The sequence below is a fragment of the Pseudomonas sp. B21-051 genome (genome assembly GCF_024748795.1).
Classification (GTDB): Bacteria; Pseudomonadota; Gammaproteobacteria; order Pseudomonadales; family Pseudomonadaceae; genus Aquipseudomonas; species Aquipseudomonas putida_A.
On the sequence record NZ_CP087166.1, the window covers coordinates 3,892,240 to 3,914,808 of the forward strand.

Annotated in this window: 17 protein-coding genes and 3 tRNA genes; 1 reads left to right on the forward strand and 19 read right to left on the reverse strand. The window is 61.0% G+C overall.

Annotation, left to right across the window (positions count from 1 at the left end):
- The first annotated feature begins 176 nt into the window (after positions 1–176).
- Positions 177–1,460 (forward strand): FAD-binding oxidoreductase, encoded by a 1,284-nt coding sequence (locus LOY52_RS17365; protein ID WP_258675235.1) that lies wholly within the window; start codon positions 177–179, stop codon positions 1,458–1,460.
- Positions 1,461–1,606: 146 nt separating this feature from the next.
- Here LOY52_RS17365 and LOY52_RS17370 read toward each other — a convergent pair whose 3' ends face one another.
- The 19 genes from LOY52_RS17370 to asd all read right to left on the reverse strand — a co-directional run bounded on the left by LOY52_RS17370 (position 1,607) and on the right by asd (position 22,559).
- The gene (locus tag LOY52_RS17370) at positions 1,607–2,578 is read right to left on the reverse strand and encodes an XdhC family protein (protein WP_258675236.1); all 972 of its coding nucleotides are present in this window, start codon (positions 2,576–2,578) and stop codon (positions 1,607–1,609) included.
- Between the two features lies 1 nt (position 2,579).
- Positions 2,580–3,815 carry a cytochrome c gene (locus LOY52_RS17375; RefSeq protein ID WP_258675238.1) on the reverse strand — a complete coding sequence of 412 codons (1,236 nt, stop codon included), beginning with the start codon at positions 3,813–3,815 and terminating at the stop codon, positions 2,580–2,582.
- A gap of 2 nt (positions 3,816–3,817) precedes the next feature.
- Positions 3,818–4,357: a (2Fe-2S)-binding protein gene (locus LOY52_RS17380; protein ID WP_258675240.1), complete on the reverse strand. Its 540-nt coding sequence runs from the start codon at positions 4,355–4,357 to the stop codon at positions 3,818–3,820.
- Positions 4,350–7,181 (reverse strand): xanthine dehydrogenase family protein molybdopterin-binding subunit, encoded by a 2,832-nt coding sequence (locus tag LOY52_RS17385; RefSeq protein ID WP_258675242.1) that lies wholly within the window; start codon positions 7,179–7,181, stop codon positions 4,350–4,352. Before LOY52_RS17385 ends, LOY52_RS17380 begins: the two co-directional genes overlap by 8 nt.
- A gap of 487 nt (positions 7,182–7,668) precedes the next feature.
- Positions 7,669–7,745: transfer RNA gene (locus tag LOY52_RS17390), tRNA-Asp, on the reverse strand.
- A gap of 94 nt (positions 7,746–7,839) precedes the next feature.
- Positions 7,840–7,916: transfer RNA gene (locus tag LOY52_RS17395), tRNA-Asp, on the reverse strand.
- Positions 7,917–7,971: 55 nt separating this feature from the next.
- Positions 7,972–8,047, reverse strand: a tRNA-Val gene (locus tag LOY52_RS17400).
- A 217-nt stretch (positions 8,048–8,264) separates the two neighbouring features.
- Entirely contained in the window at positions 8,265–9,041 is a 777-nt protein-coding gene (locus LOY52_RS17405) for an SDR family oxidoreductase (RefSeq protein ID WP_003226413.1), read from the reverse strand.
- Positions 9,038–10,249, reverse strand: a complete 1,212-nt coding sequence (locus tag LOY52_RS17410; protein WP_258675243.1) for an O-succinylhomoserine sulfhydrylase — start codon at positions 10,247–10,249, stop codon at positions 9,038–9,040. The genes LOY52_RS17405 and LOY52_RS17410 overlap by 4 nt, the downstream gene beginning before the upstream one ends.
- A gap of 73 nt (positions 10,250–10,322) precedes the next feature.
- Entirely contained in the window at positions 10,323–11,828 is a 1,506-nt protein-coding gene (gene purF, locus LOY52_RS17415) for an amidophosphoribosyltransferase (protein WP_003226416.1), read from the reverse strand.
- A gap of 41 nt (positions 11,829–11,869) precedes the next feature.
- Entirely contained in the window at positions 11,870–12,430 is a 561-nt protein-coding gene (locus LOY52_RS17420) for a CvpA family protein (protein WP_007961197.1), read from the reverse strand.
- A gap of 98 nt (positions 12,431–12,528) precedes the next feature.
- A complete protein-coding gene (locus tag LOY52_RS17425) occupies positions 12,529–13,188 on the reverse strand; it encodes an SPOR domain-containing protein (RefSeq protein WP_258675244.1) in 660 nt (219 codons plus the stop codon).
- Positions 13,172–14,479, reverse strand: a complete 1,308-nt coding sequence (folC, locus tag LOY52_RS17430) for a bifunctional tetrahydrofolate synthase/dihydrofolate synthase (RefSeq protein WP_258675245.1) — start codon at positions 14,477–14,479, stop codon at positions 13,172–13,174. The genes LOY52_RS17425 and folC overlap by 17 nt, the downstream gene beginning before the upstream one ends.
- Entirely contained in the window at positions 14,476–15,396 is a 921-nt protein-coding gene (accD, locus tag LOY52_RS17435) for an acetyl-CoA carboxylase, carboxyltransferase subunit beta (RefSeq protein WP_027611535.1), read from the reverse strand. Before accD ends, folC begins: the two co-directional genes overlap by 4 nt.
- 200 nt (positions 15,397–15,596) lie before the next feature.
- A complete protein-coding gene (locus LOY52_RS17440; RefSeq protein ID WP_258675247.1) occupies positions 15,597–16,241 on the reverse strand; it encodes a phosphoribosylanthranilate isomerase in 645 nt (214 codons plus the stop codon).
- A 64-nt stretch (positions 16,242–16,305) separates the two neighbouring features.
- A complete protein-coding gene (gene truA / locus LOY52_RS17445; RefSeq protein WP_047600206.1) occupies positions 16,306–17,130 on the reverse strand; it encodes a tRNA pseudouridine(38-40) synthase TruA in 825 nt (274 codons plus the stop codon).
- Between the two features lie 248 nt (positions 17,131–17,378).
- The gene (locus LOY52_RS17450; protein ID WP_258675248.1) at positions 17,379–20,012 is read right to left on the reverse strand and encodes a FimV/HubP family polar landmark protein; all 2,634 of its coding nucleotides are present in this window, start codon (positions 20,010–20,012) and stop codon (positions 17,379–17,381) included.
- Between the two features lie 209 nt (positions 20,013–20,221).
- On the reverse strand, positions 20,222–21,232 hold the full coding sequence (locus LOY52_RS17455) for an aspartate-semialdehyde dehydrogenase (protein WP_258675249.1): 1,011 nt from the start codon (positions 21,230–21,232) through the stop codon (positions 20,222–20,224).
- Positions 21,233–21,446: 214 nt separating this feature from the next.
- Complete coding sequence (gene asd, locus LOY52_RS17460; protein ID WP_003226428.1) at positions 21,447–22,559, reverse strand: aspartate-semialdehyde dehydrogenase; 1,113 nt, start codon at positions 22,557–22,559, stop codon at positions 21,447–21,449.
- Positions 22,560–22,569 lie beyond the last annotated feature (10 nt).

Sequence of the window (22,569 nt, forward strand, 5' to 3'; positions counted from 1 at the left end):
GCGGCATTCTACGGAATTCCGGAGGGGTGTCAACACCTTTTTTTCACCTAACCCTATGAATATGCAAAATATTTAATTTCGGGCCGGTGAAGAAGATTTTTCCGGTGGCTGGCGGAGGTTTTTCAACTCGGGTAGGATCGGCGCACTCGTAAAATATATTAAACAGAGGCTGCAGGATGGCGAACACCCCTTACCCAGAGTCTTATTACGCTGCGTCGGCCAATGCCGTACCGCCACGTCCGGCCTTGCAGGATGATGTGGAGACGGATGTCTGTGTGATCGGCGCCGGGTACACCGGGCTGTCCTCGGCGTTGTTTCTGCTGGAGAACGGTTTTCGCGTCACAGTCCTGGAAGCGGCCAAGGTCGGCTTCGGTGCGTCGGGGCGTAATGGCGGGCAGATCGTCAACAGCTATAGCCGCGACATCGACGTCATTGAGCGCACCGTTGGTCCCAAGCAGGCGCAACTGCTCGGGCAGATGGCCTTCGAAGGCGGCCGGATCATTCGGGAGCGCGTGGCCAAGTACAACATCCAGTGCGACCTGAAGGACGGCGGCGTGTTCGCTGCCCTCTCCGCCAAGCAGATGGGGCACCTGGAATCGCAGAAGCGCCTGTGGGAGCGCTTCGGCCACACCCAACTGGAACTGCTCGACCAGCGCCGCATTCGCGAAGTGGTCGCCTGCGATCAGTACGTCGGCGGCATGCTCGACATGAGCGGCGGCCACATCCATCCACTGAACCTGGCGCTCGGCGAAGCCGCTGCGGTCGAGTCCCTCGGCGGCACGATCTATGAGCAATCACCAGCCGTGCGCATCGAGCGCGGTGCCAACCCGGTGGTGCACACGCCGCAAGGCAAGGTCAGGGCCAAATTCATCATCGTTGCCGGCAACGCCTACCTCGGTAATCTGGTGCCGGAACTGGCGGCCAAATCGATGCCGTGCGGCACCCAGGTGATCACCACCGAACCGCTGGGCGATGAGCTGGCGAAAACTCTGTTGCCGCAAGATTACTGCGTCGAAGACTGCAATTACCTGCTCGACTACTATCGACTGACCGGCGACAAGCGCCTGATCTTCGGTGGTGGTGTGGTTTACGGTGCGCGAGATCCGGCGAACATCGAAGCGATCATCCGCCCGAAAATGCTCAAGGCGTTCCCGCAACTGAAGGACGTGAAGATCGACTACGCGTGGACGGGCAACTTCCTGCTGACCCTGTCGCGCCTGCCGCAGGTGGGGCGCCTGGGCAACAACATCTACTATTCGCAAGGCTGCAGCGGCCACGGCGTGACGTACACGCATCTGGCCGGCAAGGTACTGGCCGAGGCGTTGCGCGGCCAGGCTGAACGTTTTGATGCGTTTGCCGATTTGCCGCACTACCCGTTCCCGGGCGGGCAGTTGCTGCGCACGCCCTTTGCGGCATTGGGTGCGTGGTATTACGGGTTGCGTGACAAATTGGGTTTCTGATCAGTTTTCTTGACTGACAAACAACTGTGGCGAGGGAGCTTGCTCCCGCTGGGTCGCGAAGCGGCCCCTCTTTCGTCCAGGAAAGAAGGCCTGCTGCGCAGTCCAGCGGGAGCAAGCTCCCTCGCCACAAATTTGCAAAATCCAGATCAGAGCTGATCCCGGGCAATCCCGCTACGAATCCGCAAGATATCCGCCAGCACCGCCAAAGCAATCTCCGCCGGTGTCTTGCTGCCCAGGTTAAGCCCGATTGGCGCATGAATCCGCGCCAGCTCAACCTCCCCCAGCCCTCCAATCCTGCGCAAGCGCTCGAAGCGTTTCTGCGAAGTCTGCTGCGAGCCCATGACGCCGATGTAAAACGCCTCGGTGCGCACCGCTTCCATCATCGCCAGATCGTCGATGCGCGGATCATGGGTCAGCGCCACCACCGCGGTATCGCGGTGACAACCGCCATCGGCGATGAACACTGACGGCAACTGTCGACGAATCTCCACGCCATTCAGCACCACGCCTTCGAGCACTTCATCACGTGGATCGCAGAGAATCACTTCGAAGCCGAGACCCACCGCGAACTCGGCACAGGCCTGCGCCACGCTGGAGTAACCCGCCAGCAGCAAGCGCTGAGCGGCACCAATGCGAATCCGCACCCGATCGATCTCGCGCTCGATGCGCGCACCCTGCTCGCGATCAGCGAACAGACTGCGCGCACCACTGGCCAGATCGACCTCGCGAATCAAACGGCGCTGACCAAGCAGCGCTGACTCAAGCTCACGCAGATGCGCCTGCACCTCGCAGTCGGCGTCAAATTTCTCTACCAGTACGTCGAGAATGCCGCCACAGGGCAGGCTGACCCGCGAGCGCGGATCATCACCTTCGCCGTAACGCACGACGTTGACCGCATCGAGAAACGCGCCTTCAGCGACGCGCTCGAGAAAGTCTTCCTCGACGCAACCACCGGACAGCGACCCGATCCACTGGCCGTTATCGTTCACCGCCAGCAGCGAACCCGGTGCACGCGGCGCCGAACCGTAAGTGGTTAGCACCGTGCAGAGCCAAATGCGCTGCCCCGCCACCGACCACTCCAGTGCCCGCCGCACAACCTGTAGATCGAGATGCTGCATGTCAGTGCGCCTTGTGCTCGACGGCCGGAGCGTCAGCCTGCAGCTTCTGCACGTCGCTCACTGCCAACTCTGCCGATTGACCGCCCCAGCCTTGACGCAGGTAGTTCAGCAGATCGGTCAGTTGCTCAGGCTTGAGCTTGTCGGCGAAACCCGGCATCGGTTGCATGTGTTCGAATCCAGCGAATTTCTGTTCACCGATACCGTCCTCGATCACCCGCAGCAGGTTGCGCGGATCTTCCAGGCGCAGCGTGGTATTGCCGCGCATGGCCACGGCGATGTGCGGCTTGCCTTCACCACCGGCGGCATGACAACCGGCGCAGACGTTCAAATATTCCTGACGGCCGCGCTGGGCGCTCGGGCTGAGCTTGTCCAGCGACACTTCAGTCAGCTCTTTCGCCGCTGGCGGCTTGTCGCCAAGCAGGAACGTCGCCATCGCCGCCAGATCCTGATCGTTCAGGCCCTGAGTGCTGTTGTGGAACACTGGGAACATCTCGTTGAACATCGTGCCCTGGGCGCTCATGCCGTGTTTGAGGAACGTGCTCAGGTCCTGCTGATTCCATCCGCGCGCCGCCAGATCGGTGGCGAGCAGGCTCGGAGCCAGATAACCGTTGAGGATGCCGCCGGTCAAGCGCTTGTCCAGTTGCATCGCGCCCGGCAGGCCGCGTGGCGTGTGGCATTCGCCGCAGTGACCGAGCACTTCGACCATGTACTGGCCGCGTTTCCAGGCTTCGCTTTTGCCTTCGGCAGATTCCAGCTTCAAGGCCTTGCCGTACAGCATGTTCCAGCCGATCAGGCCCGGACGCACGTTGAACGGAAAGCTCAGACTGGTGACCGGCGCGGCGCGCTCGATCGGCTCGATGGTTTTCAGATACGCGTGAATCGCATCCGAGTCTTCCCGCGGGACCAGGTGATACGAGGTGTACGGCATCGCCGGATACAGATTCGCCCCGTCGCGACGCTTGCCTTCGGTCAGCGCTGCGAAGAATTCGTCATCGCTGTACAGACCAATGCCGTGCTCTTTGCTCGGGGTGATGTTGGTGCCGTAAATCGTGCCGAACGGCGAGACGATCGGCAGACCACCGGCAAATGGCGCGCCGCCCGGTGCGGTGTGGCACGCCATGCAATCGGCAGCGCGAGCAAGGTATTCGCCGCGCTTGACCTGATCATCAGCGTGAGCAAACAACACCGGCGCAGCCAGCCCGACCACCAGGGTCAGGCGGGTCAATAGATGCTTCATGCTCAACCCTCCTTGACCAGGCCGAGATCGGTCAGCACGTTGCGCGTGGCGTTGTAGTAACGCACGTATCCGGTGCAACGGCAGATGTGATGGCCGAGGCTGTCCTCGATGACTTTTTCCAGTTGGCTTTTGACGATCGGCTGGCGCTGCAGCTTCTCTACCAGCACCGTCGCGGCGTTGACGAAGCCCGGCGCGCAGTAGCTGCACTGGAAGGCGAATTCGTCGACGAAACGCTGCTGGATCGGGTTCAGCTCAGTGATCTGGCCACTCTCATCACGCTTTGCGTGACTTTCGATGGTGCGGACTTTCTTGCCTTCGAAGTAATGCGCGCCGGTGATGCAGGTGCGCACTTCTTCACTGGTGCCGTCCGGGTTGTCGACGATCACCACGCACGCGTGGCAGATGCCCTGGCCGCAGCCCAGGCGCGAACCGGTGAGGTTCTTGTATTCGTGCAGATAGTCGATCATCGGCAGGTCATCAGGGATGTCCACCGGGCCGACGGATTGACCATTGAGGGTCAGTTGAAGCGGACGGTTAGCCATTGAGGGCCTCCTTGATGCGCGCAGCAGTGATTGGCAGATCGCGAACACGTTTACCGATGGCGTGCGCCACGGCGTTACCGATGGCACCGACCACCGGGATCATCACCACTTCGGCGATGCCTTTGGACGGATCGCTTGGCGACAGCGGCGGCAGAATCTCCGCGGTCTGCTTCCACACCGCCACGTGACGGGCCATCGGCAGACGATAACGGTTGAAGTTCCAGTCACCCTCCCCCGGTCCACCTTCGTACAGCGGCATCTCTTCCATCAATGCATGACCGATACCCATGGCGATCCCGCCTTCGAGCTGGCCCTTGACCAGTTCTTCGACCAGCACCCGACCGCACTCGACCCACGAATGGTGGTTGAGCACTTCGACTTCCGCCGAGCCTTTGTTGACCTTCAATTCCACCAAGGTGGCCACCGGGCTGTAGTAAGTCACCGCCGCGTTGTTCAACTGGACCACCGGGTAGTTGATGTTCTGGCGATCCAGCAGGTGGAAACCTGCCGTGCTCATCAACGCTTTCTTCGCCTTCGGCGCGCCATCACCGTACTTCACCGCCAGACCGTCGAGTGGCAGACGTTCGCGCACGCCGTCGATACTGTATTCGGCCTCGGCCCAGCTCCAGCGGTTGAACGCGTGAACGGTGGCGCCGGTGACCAGACCACGTTCGTGAGCACGCTTGGCCAGCTCTTCGAAAGTCAGCGGCTGCATGCCGTTGGCAGTGAGTTTGCCATCGACCCAATGCGCATCTTCACGACGCACCACGTAAGGGTTGGCTTGACCGCCGTAAGGGCCCTGACGCCAGATTTCCATGGCCGCCGGCCACAACCCGTTGTTGAACAGCACGCGTGCCGCTTCACGGGTGGCGTGACTGAAGTAATAGGCCGAGTTGGTCGCGGACGAAGCGGACGCCAGCTTGCCGACCCAACGCGGATTGCGCAGCAGGTTGTCCTGCTCGGCCTGACTCATGATGTAAGGGTTGCCGCTGGTGATCAGCTGCATTTCCCTCCATTCGGTTTCGCCGGTCTTCACGTCATGCGCCGGGCTGCCGAGGAAATCGGCGACAACCAGTGCTTGCGAAGTGGACATGCCGGTGCCGATCTCGATACCGATGTGACGCAGGGTGATGCGCCCTTCAGCGGTGAATTCGATGCTGGCCATCGGCGCTTCGGAACCGGTGCCGAAGTCTTTCTGGCAAATGGCGAAACCCACGCCGTACCAGTTGTCCGGGTCAGCGGCTTCGCGCTGTTTCTTGATCGCGTCGCGGTTTTTCCAGACTTCGTGCACCGAGGCCTTGTCGAGAATCTCGTGCAGGCGCAGAGCACCCGCCGGGATCGCACCCTGGGTGTTTTTCATGCCCGAACGCAGGGCGTTTTTGCGACGCAGATCAATCGCGTCAACGCCGAGACGATTGGCGATTTCGTCGACCATCATTTCGGTCGAGGCCATGCTTTGCAGGGTGCCGTAACCGCGCATCGAACCCGCTTCAACACCACGCGAGTGATAAGCGGTGACCTGCAAATCGTTCTGCGGCATGTAATAGATCGACTGCGCTGCCGTGGCACCGACTGCCGCTACCGACGGGCTGTAGTTGATACGGCCACCACCGTCGACGCTCATCTCGGCACGGAAAATCTTGAAGCTGTAGTCGTTCTTATCCACTGCAAGTTGATAGCGGATATCGAACGGGTGGCGCTTGATGCCGCTCTGGAACTGCTCGTAGCGGTCATTCGCCAGACGGATCGGTACACCGGCGCCATACAGTGCAGCGAGGGCTGCGTAGTAGACGAAGATGTTGTGGTCTTTGGAACCGTAGCCCACGGTGTAACCTGGGTGCATGTTCAGGTTGTCCAGGCCGAAGCGCGACGGCGCGATCATTTTCGCGGTCTCGGTCGCCGCTTCCAGCGGGCACTGGGTGGCGACCACGAAGTGCAGGGTCTTGGTTTTCGGGTCGTACCAGCCGTTGCCGTTGTCCGGCTCCATGGCGGCTGGTTCGATCGATGGCGTCTTGTAGCGCTCGTCAAACACCAGCCAGTTGTCCGGCGGCGTGTCGATCTCTTTCTTCATCCGGTCGGCGTAGAACAGGCCGCGCTCGGTCAGGTTGCCGTGCAGGTTCGGCTGGGAATTCCACACCGGGCGCCGGTTTTTCAGCATCGGGAACAGGATCGAGTCTTTCAGGCTGGCGAATTCGTCTTCGTCGGCCGAAGTCGGGCCACCTACGCGCACGTAGCGGAAGCTGCCATAAGGGTCGCCTTCGTAGTACGGCACTTGTGCACCGTAACGAATCGCCTTGTCATTGAATTTGAGTTTGTTCTTGGCCTGACGGAAACGCTCGAAGTCGTTCCAGATCAGGATCGCCACCGGGTGACCGATGAACATCGGCACCTTGCCTTCCGGCAGCAATGGATCCGGCGCGTGTTCTTCAGGGAAGACAATGCCGTCCTTGTCCAGATCGGCCGCAGTGACGATGCGGTCAGGTTGCAAGTCGGCACCCAGCCACGACAGGTCGTAGCCTTCGTAAATTCGGTCAGCCTTGATGGTTTTCAGCAGCATGGCGTGGCCTTGCTGCTCAGGCCAGCCCGGCATGTCCTTGGAGCGAATGTCGCGGGCAAACACTTTGCTGCCGCAGACCTTGGACAGGGCGTCGTTACGTTGGCGTGCCTTGCCGTTGTTGCCGAGCCACTTCTCGGACGGCACGGTTACGCTGTTTTCCATCAAGGCAGCCAGCGCCTGACTGCTGAGCGGCGCGAGCGTGACGCTCACACCCGCCACCAGCCCGCCCTGGAGGAACGAGCGCCGGGATATATCACGGTTGGACATGGATCATCCTCTGGGCGGTTATGTGTCCGCCCTTCTGGTTATCTACTGGGAATCTCGAGTCTTGCAGAAGCCCTTCTTGGCGAAACAAAGGGCGTGTTGACAGTGCAAAGCTGACCTAAAGGTTAACTTTAAAGGTTTCCGGGCTCGCAGCAAACAACCAGTTACAAAAATTTGACTAAAGAATCAAAAAATCAATGCGACGTGGTACCGCAGCAGATCGCTGAACATATCGACACCCCCTGTGGGAGCGAGCCTGCTCGCGAAAGCGTTCTTTCAGCCAATACTGATTTTGAACGTGCCGACGCCTTCGCGAGCAGGCTCGCTCCCACAGGGATTTGCGCTGGATTGAGGAGGAAGGAAGAGAGGAAAGCCAAATTTCAGACACAAAAAACCCCGGTCTTTCGACCAGGGTCTTTGCTATCGATTCCGAAACAACCAGGGGTTGCTTTCGGTGTTTCAAGGCGTTCAGTGGTCCTTGAAACAGATATGGCGCAGCGGACGGGACTCGAACCCGCGACCCCCGGCGTGACAGGCCGGTATTCTAACCGACTGAACTACCGCTGCGTATCGCTTTGAGCCTGCGCTCAAGTAACTCGTTTTGACTGAAAGCTTCGGTGCTTTTCAATCGCGAACCAGACAATGTCTGACTCGTAAAATATGGCGCAGCGGACGGGACTCGAACCCGCGACCCCCGGCGTGACAGGCCGGTATTCTAACCGACTGAACTACCGCTGCGCGTCGGTGGAGGCACTTTCAGCCTACCTCTTGCTTAAGCAAGTTTCTCGGGGAGTGGTGGGTGATGACGGGATCGAACCGCCGACATTCTGCTTGTAAGGCAGACGCTCTCCCAGCTGAGCTAATCACCCGTTTGCATCTCCGAGGCCGCGAAATTTACGCAGGTAGCGAACCTAAGTCAATAGCAGGATTGAAGTTTTTCTGAAAAAGACAAAATTGCTTCCATCCTGCAAGACTGCATTCGCGAGCAAGCTCGCTCCCACAGGGGGATTGCATTCCAAATGTGGGAGCGAGCTTGCTCGCGAAGTCGGCAGCCCATTTGACGCAAATTCAGGAGAAGAACGCGATCTACTCGGTGTAAATCATCTTCTTGGTCATGCCGCCATCCACGACGAATTCCTGCCCGGTGACAAACCCGGCATTGCGCGACAGCAACCACGCGACCATAGCCGCGACGTCTTCGACTGTCCCTACCCTGCCCGCCGGATGCTGCGCATGATCGGCATCGGCCAAAGGCTCTGCTCGCCGCGCAGAAGGATCCCGGGCATCAATCCAGCCAGGGCTGACCGCATTGACGCGAATCTCCGGCCCAAGGCTGATCGCCAACGCATGAGTCAGCGCCAACAACCCGCCCTTGCTCGCCGCATACGCCTCGGAATCAGCCTCTGACTGCCGTGCACGGGTCGAGGCCAGATTGACGATCGAGCCGTTGTGCGCGCGCAGATACGGCGCACAGTGCTTGGCCAGCAGCATCGGCCCACTGAGGTTTACCGCCAGCACCCGATTCCAGTACGCCAGATCAAGACTTTCCAGGGTGATGTTGTGCGGGTCAGCGACTGCCGCGTTGCACACCAGCGCATCGAGACGACCGAATTGGCCGAGCACTTCGGCAACGCCGAGCGCGACCTGACTTTCATCCGCCACGTCCATGGCGATGAACCAGGCATTCTCGCCCAGTACCTTCGCCACTTTCGAGCCGCGCACCCGATCAAGATCGGTCAGCACCACTTGCCAGCCTTCGCTGATCAGCCAGGCCGCGATGCCCAGACCGATGCCGCGCGCAGCGCCGGTAACCAGCGCCACGCGGCCATGGGTGCCCGCCTTCGGAGTAGACAACTCGATCACAACGCCGCCAGACCGCGCGACAGATCAGTCTGCAGATCCGCCACGTCTTCCAGACCGACCGCGATGCGGATCAGGCTGTCACGAATCCCTGCCGCTTCACGCTCCTGCGGCGCCAGACGGCCGTGGGAGGTGGTGCTCGGATGGGTGATGGTGGTTTTGCTGTCACCGAGATTGGCGGTGATCGAGATCAAGCGGGTGGCATCGATAAAGCGCCAAGCGCCCTCTTTGCCGCCCTTGACCTCGAAACTCACCACCGCACCGAAGCCCTTCTGCTGACGCTGGGCCAGTTCGTGCTGCGGATGACTCTTGAGACCGGCGTAATGGACTTTCTCGATGCCGTCCTGCTGCTCCAGCCATTCGGCCAGTTGCTGAGCGTTGGCGCAGTGCGCCTTCATCCGCAGATTCAGTGTTTCCAGACCTTTGAGGAAGATCCACGCGTTGAATGGGCTCAGGGTCGGCCCGGCGGTGCGCAGGAAGCCGACGACTTCTTTCATCTGTTCGCTGCGACCGGCCACCACACCGCCCATGCAGCGGCCCTGGCCGTCGATGAACTTGGTTGCCGAGTGCACGACGATGTCCGCACCGAGTTTCAGCGGTTGCTGCAAGGCAGGCGTGCAGAAGCAGTTGTCGACCACCAGCATCGCGCCTTTGGCGTGAGCGATTTCCGCCAGCGCGGTGATATCCACCAGTTCAGCCAGCGGGTTGGACGGCGACTCGACGAACAGCAGCCTGGTGTTCGGCTTGATCGCCGCATCCCAACCCGACAGATCGGCCAGCGGTACGTAGTCGACTTGCACACCGAAACGCTTGAAGTACTTCTCGAACAGGCTGATGGTCGAACCGAACACGCTGCGCGACACCAGCACGTGATCGCCGGCACTGCACAGGCTCATCACTACCGCCATGATCGCGGCCATGCCCGTGGCGGTGGCGACCGCTTGCTCGGCGCCTTCCAGCGCGGCAATGCGCTCTTCGAACGCGCGCACGGTCGGGTTGGTGTAGCGCGAGTACACGTTGCCCGGCACTTCTCCGGCAAACCGCGCAGCCGCATCGGCGGCGGTGCGGAACACATAGCTGGAGGTGAAGAACATCGGATCACCGTGTTCGCCTTCCGGCGTACGGTGCTGACCGGCACGTACGGCCAGGGTATCGAACGCTACGCCTTCGAGGTCGCTGTCCAGCCGACCGGCATCCCATTCCTGACTCATGCTGTCACTCCTTGCCCTGTTCTTGAAAATTAAAAGTCAGATACAAAACCGGCCCCTCAGGGCCGGTAGAAACTCAGTTGTTGTACAGATCGATGATCGCACTGACCGCCTGGGTCTTGACCTTGGAGGCATCGTTGCGTGCCTGCTCGATCTTGTCCAGGTAAGCCTCGTCGACGTCGCCGGTGACGTACTTGCCGTCGAACACCGCGCAATCGAAGTTTTCAATCTTGATCTTGCCGCCACCGACCGCTTCGATCAAGTCAGGCAGATCCTGATAGATCAGCCAGTCAGCGCCGATCAGATCCGCCACGTCCTGAGTCGAACGATTGTGCGCGATCAGTTCGTGAGCGCTCGGCATGTCGATGCCGTAAACGTTCGGGAAGCGTACCGCAGGAGCCGCCGAGCAGAAGTAGACGTTTTTCGCGCCAGCTTCGCGAGCCATCTGGATGATCTGCTTGCAGGTGGTGCCGCGTACGATCGAGTCATCGACCAGCATCACGTTCTTGCCGCGGAATTCCAGCTCGATCGCGTTGAGTTTCTGGCGAACCGACTTCTTGCGCGCCGCCTGACCCGGCATGATGAAGGTCCGGCCGATGTAACGGTTCTTGACGAAGCCTTCGCGGAACTTCACGCCCAGGTGGTTCGCCAGCTCCAGCGCGGCGGTGCGGCTGGTGTCCGGAATCGGGATGACCACGTCGATGTCGTGCTCCGGACGCTCGCGCAGGATCTTCTCGGCGAGTTTCTCGCCCATGCGCAGACGCGCCTTGTACACCGACACGCCGTCGATGATCGAATCCGGACGCGCCAGGTAAACGTGCTCGAAGATGCACGGCGTCAGCGACGGGTTGGTTGCGCACTGACGGGTGTGCAGCTTGCCGTCTTCGGTGATGTAGACCGCTTCGCCCGGGGCCAGATCGCGGATCAGGGTGAAACCGAGCACGTCCAGGGAAACGCTTTCGGAAGCGATCATGTACTCGACGCCTTCGTCGGTGTGACGCTGACCGAACACGATCGGACGGATGCCGTGCGGGTCACGGAAACCGACGATGCCGTAACCGGTGATCATCGCCACCACCGCGTAACCGCCGACGCAACGGTTGTGCACGTCGGTCACGGCGGCGAACACGTCTTCTTCGGTCGGTTGCAGCTTGCCGCGCTGGGCCAGCTCATGGGCGAACACGTTGAGCAGCACCTCCGAGTCGGAACTGGTGTTGACGTGACGCAGATCGGATTCGTAGATTTCCTTGGCCAACTGTTCAACGTTGGTCAGGTTGCCGTTGTGCGCCAGGGTGATGCCGTAAGGCGAGTTGACGTAAAACGGCTGCGCCTCGGCCGAGGTCGAGCTGCCGGCAGTCGGATAACGGACGTGACCGATACCCATGTGGCCGACCAGGCGCTGCATGTGACGCTGCTGAAACACGTCACGCACCAGGCCATTGTCCTTGCGCAGGAACAACCGGCCATCATGGCTGGTCACGATACCGGCAGCGTCCTGGCCGCGGTGCTGGAGCACGGTTAGCGCGTCATACAGCGCCTGATTGACGTTCGACTTACCGACGATACCGACGATGCCACACATGCGACGCAACCCCTACTTAATGGATCTGAACTGAACAACACTCACTGAGGCGTTTTGGCCGACGGCAAGAGTTGCTCCTTGAACGGAATATCAGCGGGTACGCTGATTCCGCTGGCAAGCCACTGACTGCTCCACCCGAGAATCAGGTTTTTGGACCAATCGGCGACCAATAGAAACTTTGGCACGAGCTGTGATTCTTTCCACCACCCGTCCTGCTGTACCGGCCCCAGGCTCAACAGCCCGACTGCCACGACCACCAGCAACACGCCACGCGCTGCGCCGAAGGCCATGCCCAGGAATCGGTCGGTGCCGGACAATCCGGTCACGCGCACCAACTCGCCGATAAGATAATTGATCATTGCGCCCACGATCAGTGTGGCGACAAACATGATGGCACAGCCCGCGATCACGCGAGCCGATGGGGTTTCGATGTATCCGGCGAGGTACTCGGACAGTGAGCCACCGAACATCCAGGCAACAGCTCCTGCGATGATCCAGGTCACCAGCGATAATGCTTCCTTGACGAAGCCGCGGCTCAAACTGATCAAAGCGGAGATGGCGATGATTGCAACGATCGCCCAGTCAACCAGGGTAAATGGCACAGTGCAGCCTACAGACGGATAAGGCGGCGCATTTTAGCAGAGCGCACCGCTGTCGGTAAGCTGCGATTTTCAGTGCATTTCAATCGAATCGATAGATCCTAGCCGCGCTCGGGCTGGAAGCGCACGACAAAACCCTTGAGGTTCTGCTGGCGACTCAAAAGATCACGCAGCCGATCGGCCTCGGCACGCTCGATCAGCGGACCCACGAACACCCGGTTCTTGCCGTCGGCGGAACGGATATAAGCGTTGTAGCCCTGACTGCGCAGGGTTTTCTGCAGGCTTTCGGCGCTGGCGCGACTCGACAGACTGGCCAGTTGCACCGACCAGCTGAACGACAGACCGTTGGCATCGACGCGACTTTGCGTGGTGTCAGGCTTGGTCGGGGCCGCTGCGATCGGCTGAGCCGGCGCCGTTGTCGGCTTGGCCGCCGGCACCGGTGCTGGAGCAACCGGTTTGGCGACGGGAGCAGGCGCTGGTGCTGGAGCCGCTGCAATCGGCATCGACGGCGCCGATTGCTCGGCGACTTCTTCATCGCTTGGTACCGGCTCCTGCGGCAGCGCTTGTGGCTCCGGCACGGCTACCGGCTCAAGCTGCACTTGCGCCATGGCAGGCGCTTGCGGCGCAGCCGGTGCATCGACCGTGACCTGACGCTGCTCATCCTGACGGGAAAACAGCATCGGCAGGAAAATCACCGCCAGCGCCACCAGCACCAGGGCGCCAACCATGCGCTGCTTGTACGCTTTATCCAGCAAAGCCATTTGCCGCTTCCTCCGTGGAGCGCCGGGCCAACCATTCAAGGGCCTCGGCGACACAATAAAATGATCCGAACAACAGAATCTCGTCGTCGCTGGTTGCGATCGCACACTGCCCTTCCAGTGCAGCCGCGACACTGTCATAGGACGTGACGGACGCGCCAAGGTTCTGCAATGCCGCGTGTAATTCACCGACCGGACGCGCGCGCGGCGAATCCAGCGGCGCTACCGCCCAGTGCTGGACACTAGCATTCAATTCGCCGACAACACCATCAAGATCCTTGTCCGCCAACAGGCCGAACACCGCCAGACGCTTGCCCGCCGGAGGCCGACTGGCCAGACGCCGCGCCAGATACTCCGCCGCGTGCGGGTTATGCCCCACGTCCAGCAGCAGGTTCAGGCGCTTGCCATTGAATTCGAACGAGCGGCGATCCAGCCGGCCGACCACGCGAGTGGCCTGCAAGGCCGCAACAATTTGCGACGGATTCCACGGCAAGCCGAGCAGCAGATACGCCTGCAATGCCAGCGCGGCGTTTTCCATCGGCAGATCGAGCAGCGGCAAATCATGCAATTCGACCACCTGACCCTGCGCGTCAGTGCCGCGCCATTGCCAGTGGTGATCGGTGATCCCCAGATCGAAGTCGCGTCCGCGCAGCGAGAACGGGCACGCCAGCTCGCGAACCTTGTCGAGCAACGGTTGCGGAGGATTCAGATCACCGCACAAGGCAGGTTTGCCCTGACGAAAAATCCCGGCCTTCTCGAAAGCCACGGATTCACGGGTATTACCCAGGTAATCAGCGTGATCGACACCAATGCTGGTGACCAGCGCGATATCGGCATCCACCACATTGACCGTGTCCAGACGCCCGCCCAGACCGACTTCCAGCACCACAGCGTCAAGTTTCGCCTGCTGAAACAGCCAGAACGCCGCCAGGGTGCCCATTTCGAAGTAGGTCAGGGAAGTGTCGCCGCGCCCGGCCTCGACCGCAGCGAAGGCCTCGCACAGCTGAGCGTCAGTGGCTTCGACGCCATTGAGCTGCACCCGCTCGTTGTAACGCAGCAGGTGCGGAGAATTGTAGACACCCACGTTCAGGCCCTGCGCCCGCAGCAATGACGCCACGAAAGCGCAGGTCGAACCCTTGCCGTTGGTGCCGGTGACCGTAATCACCCGAGGCGCCGGCTGGCCCAGTCCCATGCGGGACGCTACCTGTTGCGAACGCTCCAGCCCCATGTCGATGGCCGATGGATGCAACTGCTCAAGGTAGGCGAGCCACTCGCCAAGGGTACGCTCGGTCATACGTTGGCAGGCACCGGTGGAACGACGATTGGCTCGACAGGAGCGGCGACGTAGGTCGGGGTCGGCTGGCCGGTCAGTTGCGCCAGCAGATTGCCCAGGCGTGGACGCAGTTCGCGACGATCGATGATCAGATCGATCGCGCCATGCTCCAGCAGGAACTCGCTGCGCTGGAAGCCTTCCGGCAGTTTTTCACGCACGGTCTGCTCGATCACGCGCGGACCGGCGAAGCCGATCAGTGCCTTTGGCTCACCGACGATCACGTCGCCGAGCATCGCCAGACTGGCGGAAACACCGCCGTAGACCGGATCGGTCAGCACCGAGATGAACGGAATGCCTTCTTCACGCAGACGCGCCAGTACGGCCGACGTCTTGGCCATCTGCATCAGCGAGATCAGCGCTTCCTGCATGCGCGCACCACCGGAGGCGGCGAAGCAGATCATCGGGCAACGGTTTTCCAGGGCGTAGTTGGCGGCGCGCACGAAACGCTCACCGACGATGGCGCCCATGGAACCGCCCATGAAGCTGAATTCGAACGCCGAAACCACCACCGGCATGCCCAGCAGGGTGCCGCTGACGGAAATCAGCGCGTCCTTTTCGCCGGTCTGCTTCTGCGCAGCGACCAGACGGTCCTTGTACTTCTTGCCGTCGCGGAATTTCAGACGGTCAACCGGCTCCAGGTCTGCACCCAGCTCGTTGCGGCCTTCGGCATCCAGGAAGATGTCGATACGCGCCCGTGCGCCGATGCGCATGTGGTGGTTGCACTTGGGGCAAACGTCCAGGGTCTTTTCCAGCTCAGGGCGATACAGCACAGCCTCGCAGGACGGGCATTTGTGCCACAGACCTTCAGGCACCGAGCTCTTCTTGACCTCCGAACGCATGATCGAAGGGATCAGTTTGTCTACCAACCAGTTGCTCATGCTTTCTTTCTCCAGTACCGGCGGCCCGAACGCTCTGGTTCGCAGCCCCGCGTATGCCCTTCAGCTAAATTCATGTGTGTGGCGATGATTGATGGAACGCCGCGGTCAGCGCGGAACATGACCTGCGTGCAACTCCAGAAACCCTCAGCCTCGCCTGCTTTGTGCAAGTGCATTGATGGACGGCGGCAGTTCGCCAGCCGTCACATCGAAGTAGACGCTCCCTGCGAGCTGCTACGTACGGCATTGATGAACGCGCGGATCTTCGCATGATCCTTGATGCCCTTGCTCGCTTCTACCCCGCCACTGACATCGACCGCGTACGGTTTGACCCGCGCCACGGCGTCGGCAACGTTTTCCGGGGTGAGGCCACCGGCCAGGATCAGCGGCTTGCTCAAAGTTTGCGGAATCAAAGACCAGTCGAACGCCTCGCCGGTTCCGCCCGGCACGCCTTCGACGTAAGTGTCGAGCAGCACACCACTGGCACTCGGATAGGCATCGACGGCAGCCGCGATGTCATCGCCGGCCTTGACCCGCAATGCCTTGATGTACGGACGATGCCAACCTTCGCACTCTTCAGCGGTCTCGTCGCCATGGAACTGCAACAGATCCAGCGGCACGGCATCGAGGATTTCCCCCAGCTCGCAGCGGCTGGCGTTGACGAACAGGCCCACCGTCGTCACGAACGGTGGCAAAGCCTGGATGATCGCCCTTGCCTGCTGCACGTTCACTGCACGCGGGCTCTTGGCGTAGAACACGAACCCGATCGCATCCGCCCCGGCCTCGACCGCTGCCAACGCATCTTCTATGCGGGTAATCCCGCAGATCTTGCTGCGAACGGCTGACATATCGAGAAAAACTCCGCGTCAAATTCGGGAAAGTCCCGGATGGTAACAAATGCGTTCGAGGGCGTCAGCCGTCAAGTTCCGAGAAACCCGTAAGGAAATGTGGCCCGATAAAACGCTCGGGCAACGGAAATTCGTCGTGATACTCAACCTGCACCAGGTACAGCCCGTACGGATGCGCTGTCACGCCACCGGAGCGCCGCTCGCGACTTTCCAGAACTTCCTTCATCCACTCCACCGGGCGCTCGCCGGCACCGATGGTCATCAGCACGCCGGCGATGTTGCGCACCATGTGATGCAAGAATGCGTTGGCGCGGATGTCGAGCACGATCATCTTGCCGTGGCGGGTCACGCGCAGATGGTGCATTTTCTTGATCGGCGACTTGGCTTGGCATTGACCGGCACGGAAAGCACTGAAATCGTGAGTGCCGATCAGATACTGCGCGGCCTCGGCCATGCGTTCCACATCGAGTGGGCGGTGGTTCCAGGTGATTTCTTCGTTGAGATGCGCCGGGCGAATCTGATCGTTGTAGATGACATAGCGATAACGCCGGGCGATGGCTTTGAACCGCGCATGAAAATGCGCCGGCATCACCCGCGCCCAGCTGACACTGATGTCGTGGGGCAGATTGATATTGGCGCCCATCACCCAGGCTTTCAGCGAACGATCGACCTGCGTGTCGAAATGCACCACTTGTCCGCAAGCATGCACGCCCGCGTCGGTACGTCCGGCGCACTGCAGTGAAACCGGCGAGTTGGCGACTTTCGACAAGGCTTTTTCGAGCTCTTCCTGCACCGTGGCCACGCCGGTCAACTGACGCTGCCAGCCGCTGTAGCGCGAGCCTTTGTATTCAACGCCAAGCGCGACGCGGTAAAAGCCGTCGGGTGCCATTTCGGCGACCGGATTATCTATGTTTGCCAAGGTGGGACAGCCTGCTGATGTACAAAGGCGGGCATTATAAGGCTGTGAGTCGGGGATGCCAGTTTCGAGATCAAAAGATCAAAAGATCGCAGCCTTCGGCAGCCCCTACAGAGGAACGCAATCTCATGTAGGAGCTGCCGCAGGCTGCGATCTTTTGATTTTAAAAAGCAAACAAAAACGGCAGCCTCAATGGGCTGCCGTTTTTATTTACCGCTGGCTCATGCCAGGTGCGAAAGCATTTCCCTGGCCTCGCCACGCTGCTTCTCGTCGCCCTCGGTCAACACTTCGTTGAGGATGTCGCGCGCGCCGTCGCTATCCCCCATATCGATGTAGGCCTGGGCCAGATCGAGTTTGGTCGCGGCTTCGTCGGTGCCGGCGAGGAAGTCGAAGTCGTCTTCACCCAAATCATCACCCAATGCCGCATCGGCTTCGGTGAAGGTCGGCTCGGCAATGCTCTGCGACAGGCGATCCAGCTCGGCGTTGACGTCATCCAGCTCTGCCGCGAAGGCATCCGGTTCGGCCGGGTTCGTGTCCATCTCGTCAGCCAGCGACAGATCGAAATCCGCCGGCAGCTCCAGATCGTCCTGCGGCACTTCGTTGGCGACCACAGGCTCGACCGGCGACAGATCTTTCACGCCTTCGTCCAGATCCAGCAGGAAATCATCGTCCGCCAGATCCGCCGCCGGAGCTGGCGCAGGCTCGGCACCCAGATCCAGATCAAGGTCGAAGTCCGACAGGTCGTCGAGGTTCTCTTTGATCTCGGTCTGCTGTTGCAGCACCGACTCAAAGCTCAGATCGTCGTCGGCCGGGAATTCGTCCAGCTCTACCGGCGCTTCAGGTGCGACGACAGGGGCAGGCTCAACCGGAGTAATGTTGTCGAGATCGTCCAGGCTCAGATCGAACGCGCTGTCCAGGTCGTCTGCCGCAGGCTCAGGGGCAGGCGCCTCAGGCTCGTCGAGCAGCAGCTCCTTGACGTATTGCGCGTCCAGCTCGGCGGCGGCCGCCGCTGCAGCCAGACCCGCGACAGCGACTACCGCCATGGCCGGGAAGCGTTTTTTCAACTCTTCGACCTTGGCGAAGTTATCGCCGTTGGCCACCAGCTGACGCTCCTGAGCGACGAACGCATCGCGGTCGCCTTGTTGACCGTAGACTTCCATCAGCTTCAGGCGCAGGTCGCTGCGTTGTGGCTCAAGGCTGACGCCCTCTTCCAGCAGAGCTGCAGCCTGATTCAGGCGACCGGCATTGATGTGCGACTGCGCCTTGTCCAGCACGTCATCGGAACGCTCGGCGGACGGCGCAACCAATGGCGCGGCAATCGGCTCGGCCATCACCACCGGAGCCACGACCGCAGCAGGCGCTGGCGCAGGTGCCGGGGTGTTGAGCTTGACGCTGGCAGCAGGTGTTTCCAGGCCTTCGAAGCTGCTTTCCGGCAGATCCTGCTCCGCAGAGAACTCTTGCTCCTCAGCCAAAGCTCGAGCCATGCGCAGGTGTTTCTCGGCTTCCTGCTGGGCTTTGCGGCGACGGGCCAGCAGCAACAGCAGAAGCAGCAGTACCACCGCTCCGCCACCGATCAGACCCAGCAGGATCGGATTGGTCAGCAGTTCGTTGAAGGTTTTGTCTTCATCGACTACCGGTTTTGGCGCAACCACTGGCGTCTCGGCAGGCGTGTCGACCGGTGGCGCAATCGCCGATTCAGGTGTTGGCGCCGCTTCTGCCGGGGTGGCTGGCGGGGTCGCGGCCAGTTCGGCGGTGATCGCCGGTACGGCAGCGGTGGCGGCTGGCGCAGCGCCCGGGCCTTCGGCCTGCATCTTCGCCAGTTGATTGTTCTTCAGCTCGATCAGGCGTTGCAGCTTGTCCAGCTGGCTTTGCAGATCGGCCATGCGGCTTTTCAGTTCCTCGTTGTCACGACGGGTCGTGTCGAGGCTTTCCTGAGTCACCGCCAGCTTGTTGCTCAACGCCTTGGCATCGCCGGCCGGGCCTTTGCCACGCCCCTTGGCGCTTTCGGCAGAGACCAGGCTCAGGTTGTCCTTGGCGTTCTGGCCGGCGCCGACATTGCTGCGGCCACGCTTGGTGGCATCGAGCTGCTGCTGACCGGTGCCAGGCTTGGCCACATAACGACGGCCCTGACGCCAGGCTTCGTTCTGCGCGGCGACTTCGGCAATCGCTTTCGATTGCGGCAGCGCGGTGCTTTCCACCGAGTCCGGCAGACGCAGCACCTGACCGGTTTTCAGCCGGTTGATGTTGCCGTCGATGAACGCATCCGGGTTCAACGCCTGAATCGCCAGCATGGTCTGCTGCACCGAACCTCCGGTGCGCGCCTTCGCGGCGATTTCCCACAAGGTATCGCGCGGCGTGGTGGTGTATTGATTCGGGTGAGTCGCGCCGGTGGTCGGTGCGGTGATGGTCTGCGACGGCGCCGGTTGCGCGGCGGCATCAGCGGTCTGCGGCGAGAACTTCGACGGATCCAGCAGCACGCTGTAATCGCGCAGCAGACGGCCGTTCGGCCACATCACCTGCACGAGGAATTTCACCATCGGTTCCGACAGCGGCTTGCTCGAAGTCACGCGCAGCACGCTTTTGCCGCTGGCGTTGAGCACCGGGGTGAACGTCAGGTCGTTGAGGAAGGCCTGACGATCAACGCCGGCCTTGGCGAAATCTTCGGGTGAAGCCAGGCTCGGCACCACTTCGGCAGCAGTGAGATCCTTGACGTCGAGCAGCTCGATCTCGGCCACCAGCGGCTGGTTCAGGGTCGACTTCAGGGTCAGCTCCCCGAGCCCGAGGGCATGCGCCATACCGGAGGACAGCGCCGAGGCGGCCGCTATTGCTAACACCAGTTTGCGAACTTGAACCATAGCCTCATCCTTTGTTTGAACGTTCCTCGGCCAGCGAGAAGATGTTGATTGCCGCTGCCGTAAGGCATTGCGCGCGACGACGACAGACTGCCGCGCGCGATCATTTCTTTGATGCCCCGGAAAGTCCCGGAGAGTGACACGTTATCAAGCGCTCCGGGCAAGCATAGCGCTCACCTAGAATCAGTCGACAAATTGTTGCCAAGTATCTTTTACAGCAGGTCTTTTATCAACAATTCAGCGACCTGCACAGCATTCAGGGCCGCGCCTTTGCGTACGTTATCTGACGTCAGCCACAGATTAAGTTCCGCTGGGTCGTCGACACCGCTGCGCACACGGCCAACATAGACAACGTCCTGCCCCACCGCGTCACCCACCGCAGTCGGATAATCGCCGGCTTCAACCAGCTCGATACCGGGCGCCTCCTCAAGCGCAGCGTTGACCTTTGCCAGGTCGACCGCACTCGCTGACTGCAAGGTCACGCTATAGCTATCGCCAAAAAACACCGGGGCTTGAACGCAAGTGGCGGAAATCTTTAATAAAGGCTGCTTCAGCACCTGACGCAACTCGCGCACCAGACGTTTTTCCAGCAGCGTGTGGCCTTGAGCGTCAGGCGTGCCGACCTGGGCCAGCAGGTTGAAGGCCATCTGCCGATCGAAGAAGGTCGGCTCCAACGGACGCATGTTCAGCAACTCGGCGGTCTGTCGCGCCAGCTCGGTCACGGCTTCGCGACCTTGCGCGGACACGGCCAGATTGGCGGTGACGTTGACGTATTGCAGTTCGAGCAAATCGAGCAGCGGTGCCAGCACCACGGCCAGCGTCGTCGCCGAAGGGCTTGGGCTGCTGACCTGGAACGGCGCTTTCAGACCGGCGATCACCTCAGCGTTGGCTTCCGGCACAACTTGCGGCGCCTGCTCGGCCGGCAACGCGCCGGACAGGTCGATCAGCGAGCAACCGGCCGCGTGGGCACGCGCCGCGTAACTCAGGGAAACAGCAGCGCCCGCGGCGAAGAACACCAGTTTTACCTTGCTGAAATCGAACTCGTCGACTTCACGCACGCGCACGTTCTTGTTGCGAAACAGCACCGAGCTGCCAGCGGACTCGCTGCTGGCCAGCAGGTGCAGGTTGCCGACCGGGAAGTCGCGCTCTTCGAGAATCTGTACGAGGGTTTCGCCGACAGTACCGGTGGCGCCGACGACGGCAATATCAAGGGTCTGGGTCATGGTTCTACCTCTGGCGAAACGGGGGGAGCGGCACTTTACCGGGTGACTGGCGGTTCGGCAATTTAGAGCAAAAGATCGCAGCCTTCGGCAGCTCCTACATGAGTTGCGTGTGAACCCGATTCTGTAGGAGCTGCCGAAGGCTGCGATCTTTTAAAATGCCATAAAAAAACCCGCACCTCTCACAAGGCGCGGGTTCTTTCACGACTTCAAGCGATCAACGCTCAAGCAAGATCCGCAGCATGCGACGCAGCGGTTCGGCCGCGCCCCACAGCAGTTGGTCGCCGACGGTGAAGGCACCGACGAATTGCGAACCCATGTTCAGCTTGCGCAGACGCCCCACCGGTACGTTCAGGGTGCCGGTGACCTTGGTCGGGCTCAGCTCCTGCATGCTGATGTCGCGGTTGTTCGGCACCAGTTTGACCCAAGGGTTGTGCTGGCTGATCAGCCCTTCGATATCAGCGATCGGCACGTCTTTGTTCAGCTTGATGGTCAGCGCCTGGCTGTGGCAACGCATGGCGCCGATGCGCACGCAGATGCCGTCGACCGGGATCGGGCTCTTGAAGCGGCCGAGGATCTTGTTGGTCTCGGCCTGGGCCTTCCACTCTTCGCGGCTCTGGCCGTTCGGCAGTTCCTTGTCGATCCACGGAATCAGGCTGCCGGCCAGCGGTACGCCGAAGTTTTCGGTCGGGTACGCGTCGCTGCGCATGGCCTCGGCCACGCGACGGTCGATGTCGAGGATCGCGCTGGCCGGGTCGGCCAGTTGATCGGCGACAGCGGCGTGAGTCGCACCCATCTGCTTGATCAGTTCACGCATGTTCTGCGCGCCGGCACCGGAGGCCGCCTGATAAGTCATGGCGCTCATCCACTCGACCAGACCGGCCTCGAACAGACCGCCCAGGCCCATCAGCATCAGGCTGACGGTGCAGTTGCCGCCGATGTAGTTCTTGGTGCCCGCGTCCAGCTGCTGGTCGATGACCTTGCGGTTGACCGGGTCGAGAATGATGACCGCGTCATCGTTCATGCGCAGGCTGGAAGCCGCGTCGATCCAGTAACCCTGCCAGCCGGCCTCGCGCAGCTTCGGGAACACTTCGCTGGTGTAGTCGCCGCCCTGGCAGGTCAGGATCACGTCGAGGGTTTTCAGCTCTTCAATGCTGTAAGCGTCCTTGAGCGGAGCAATGTCCTTGCCCACGGACGGGCCTTGGCCACCGACATTGGAAGTGGTGAAAAACACCGGCTCGATAAGATCGAAATCCTGCTCTTCCAGCATCCGCTGCATGAGCACGGAACCGACCATGCCGCGCCAACCGATCAGACCTACACGTTTCATCGCAACTACA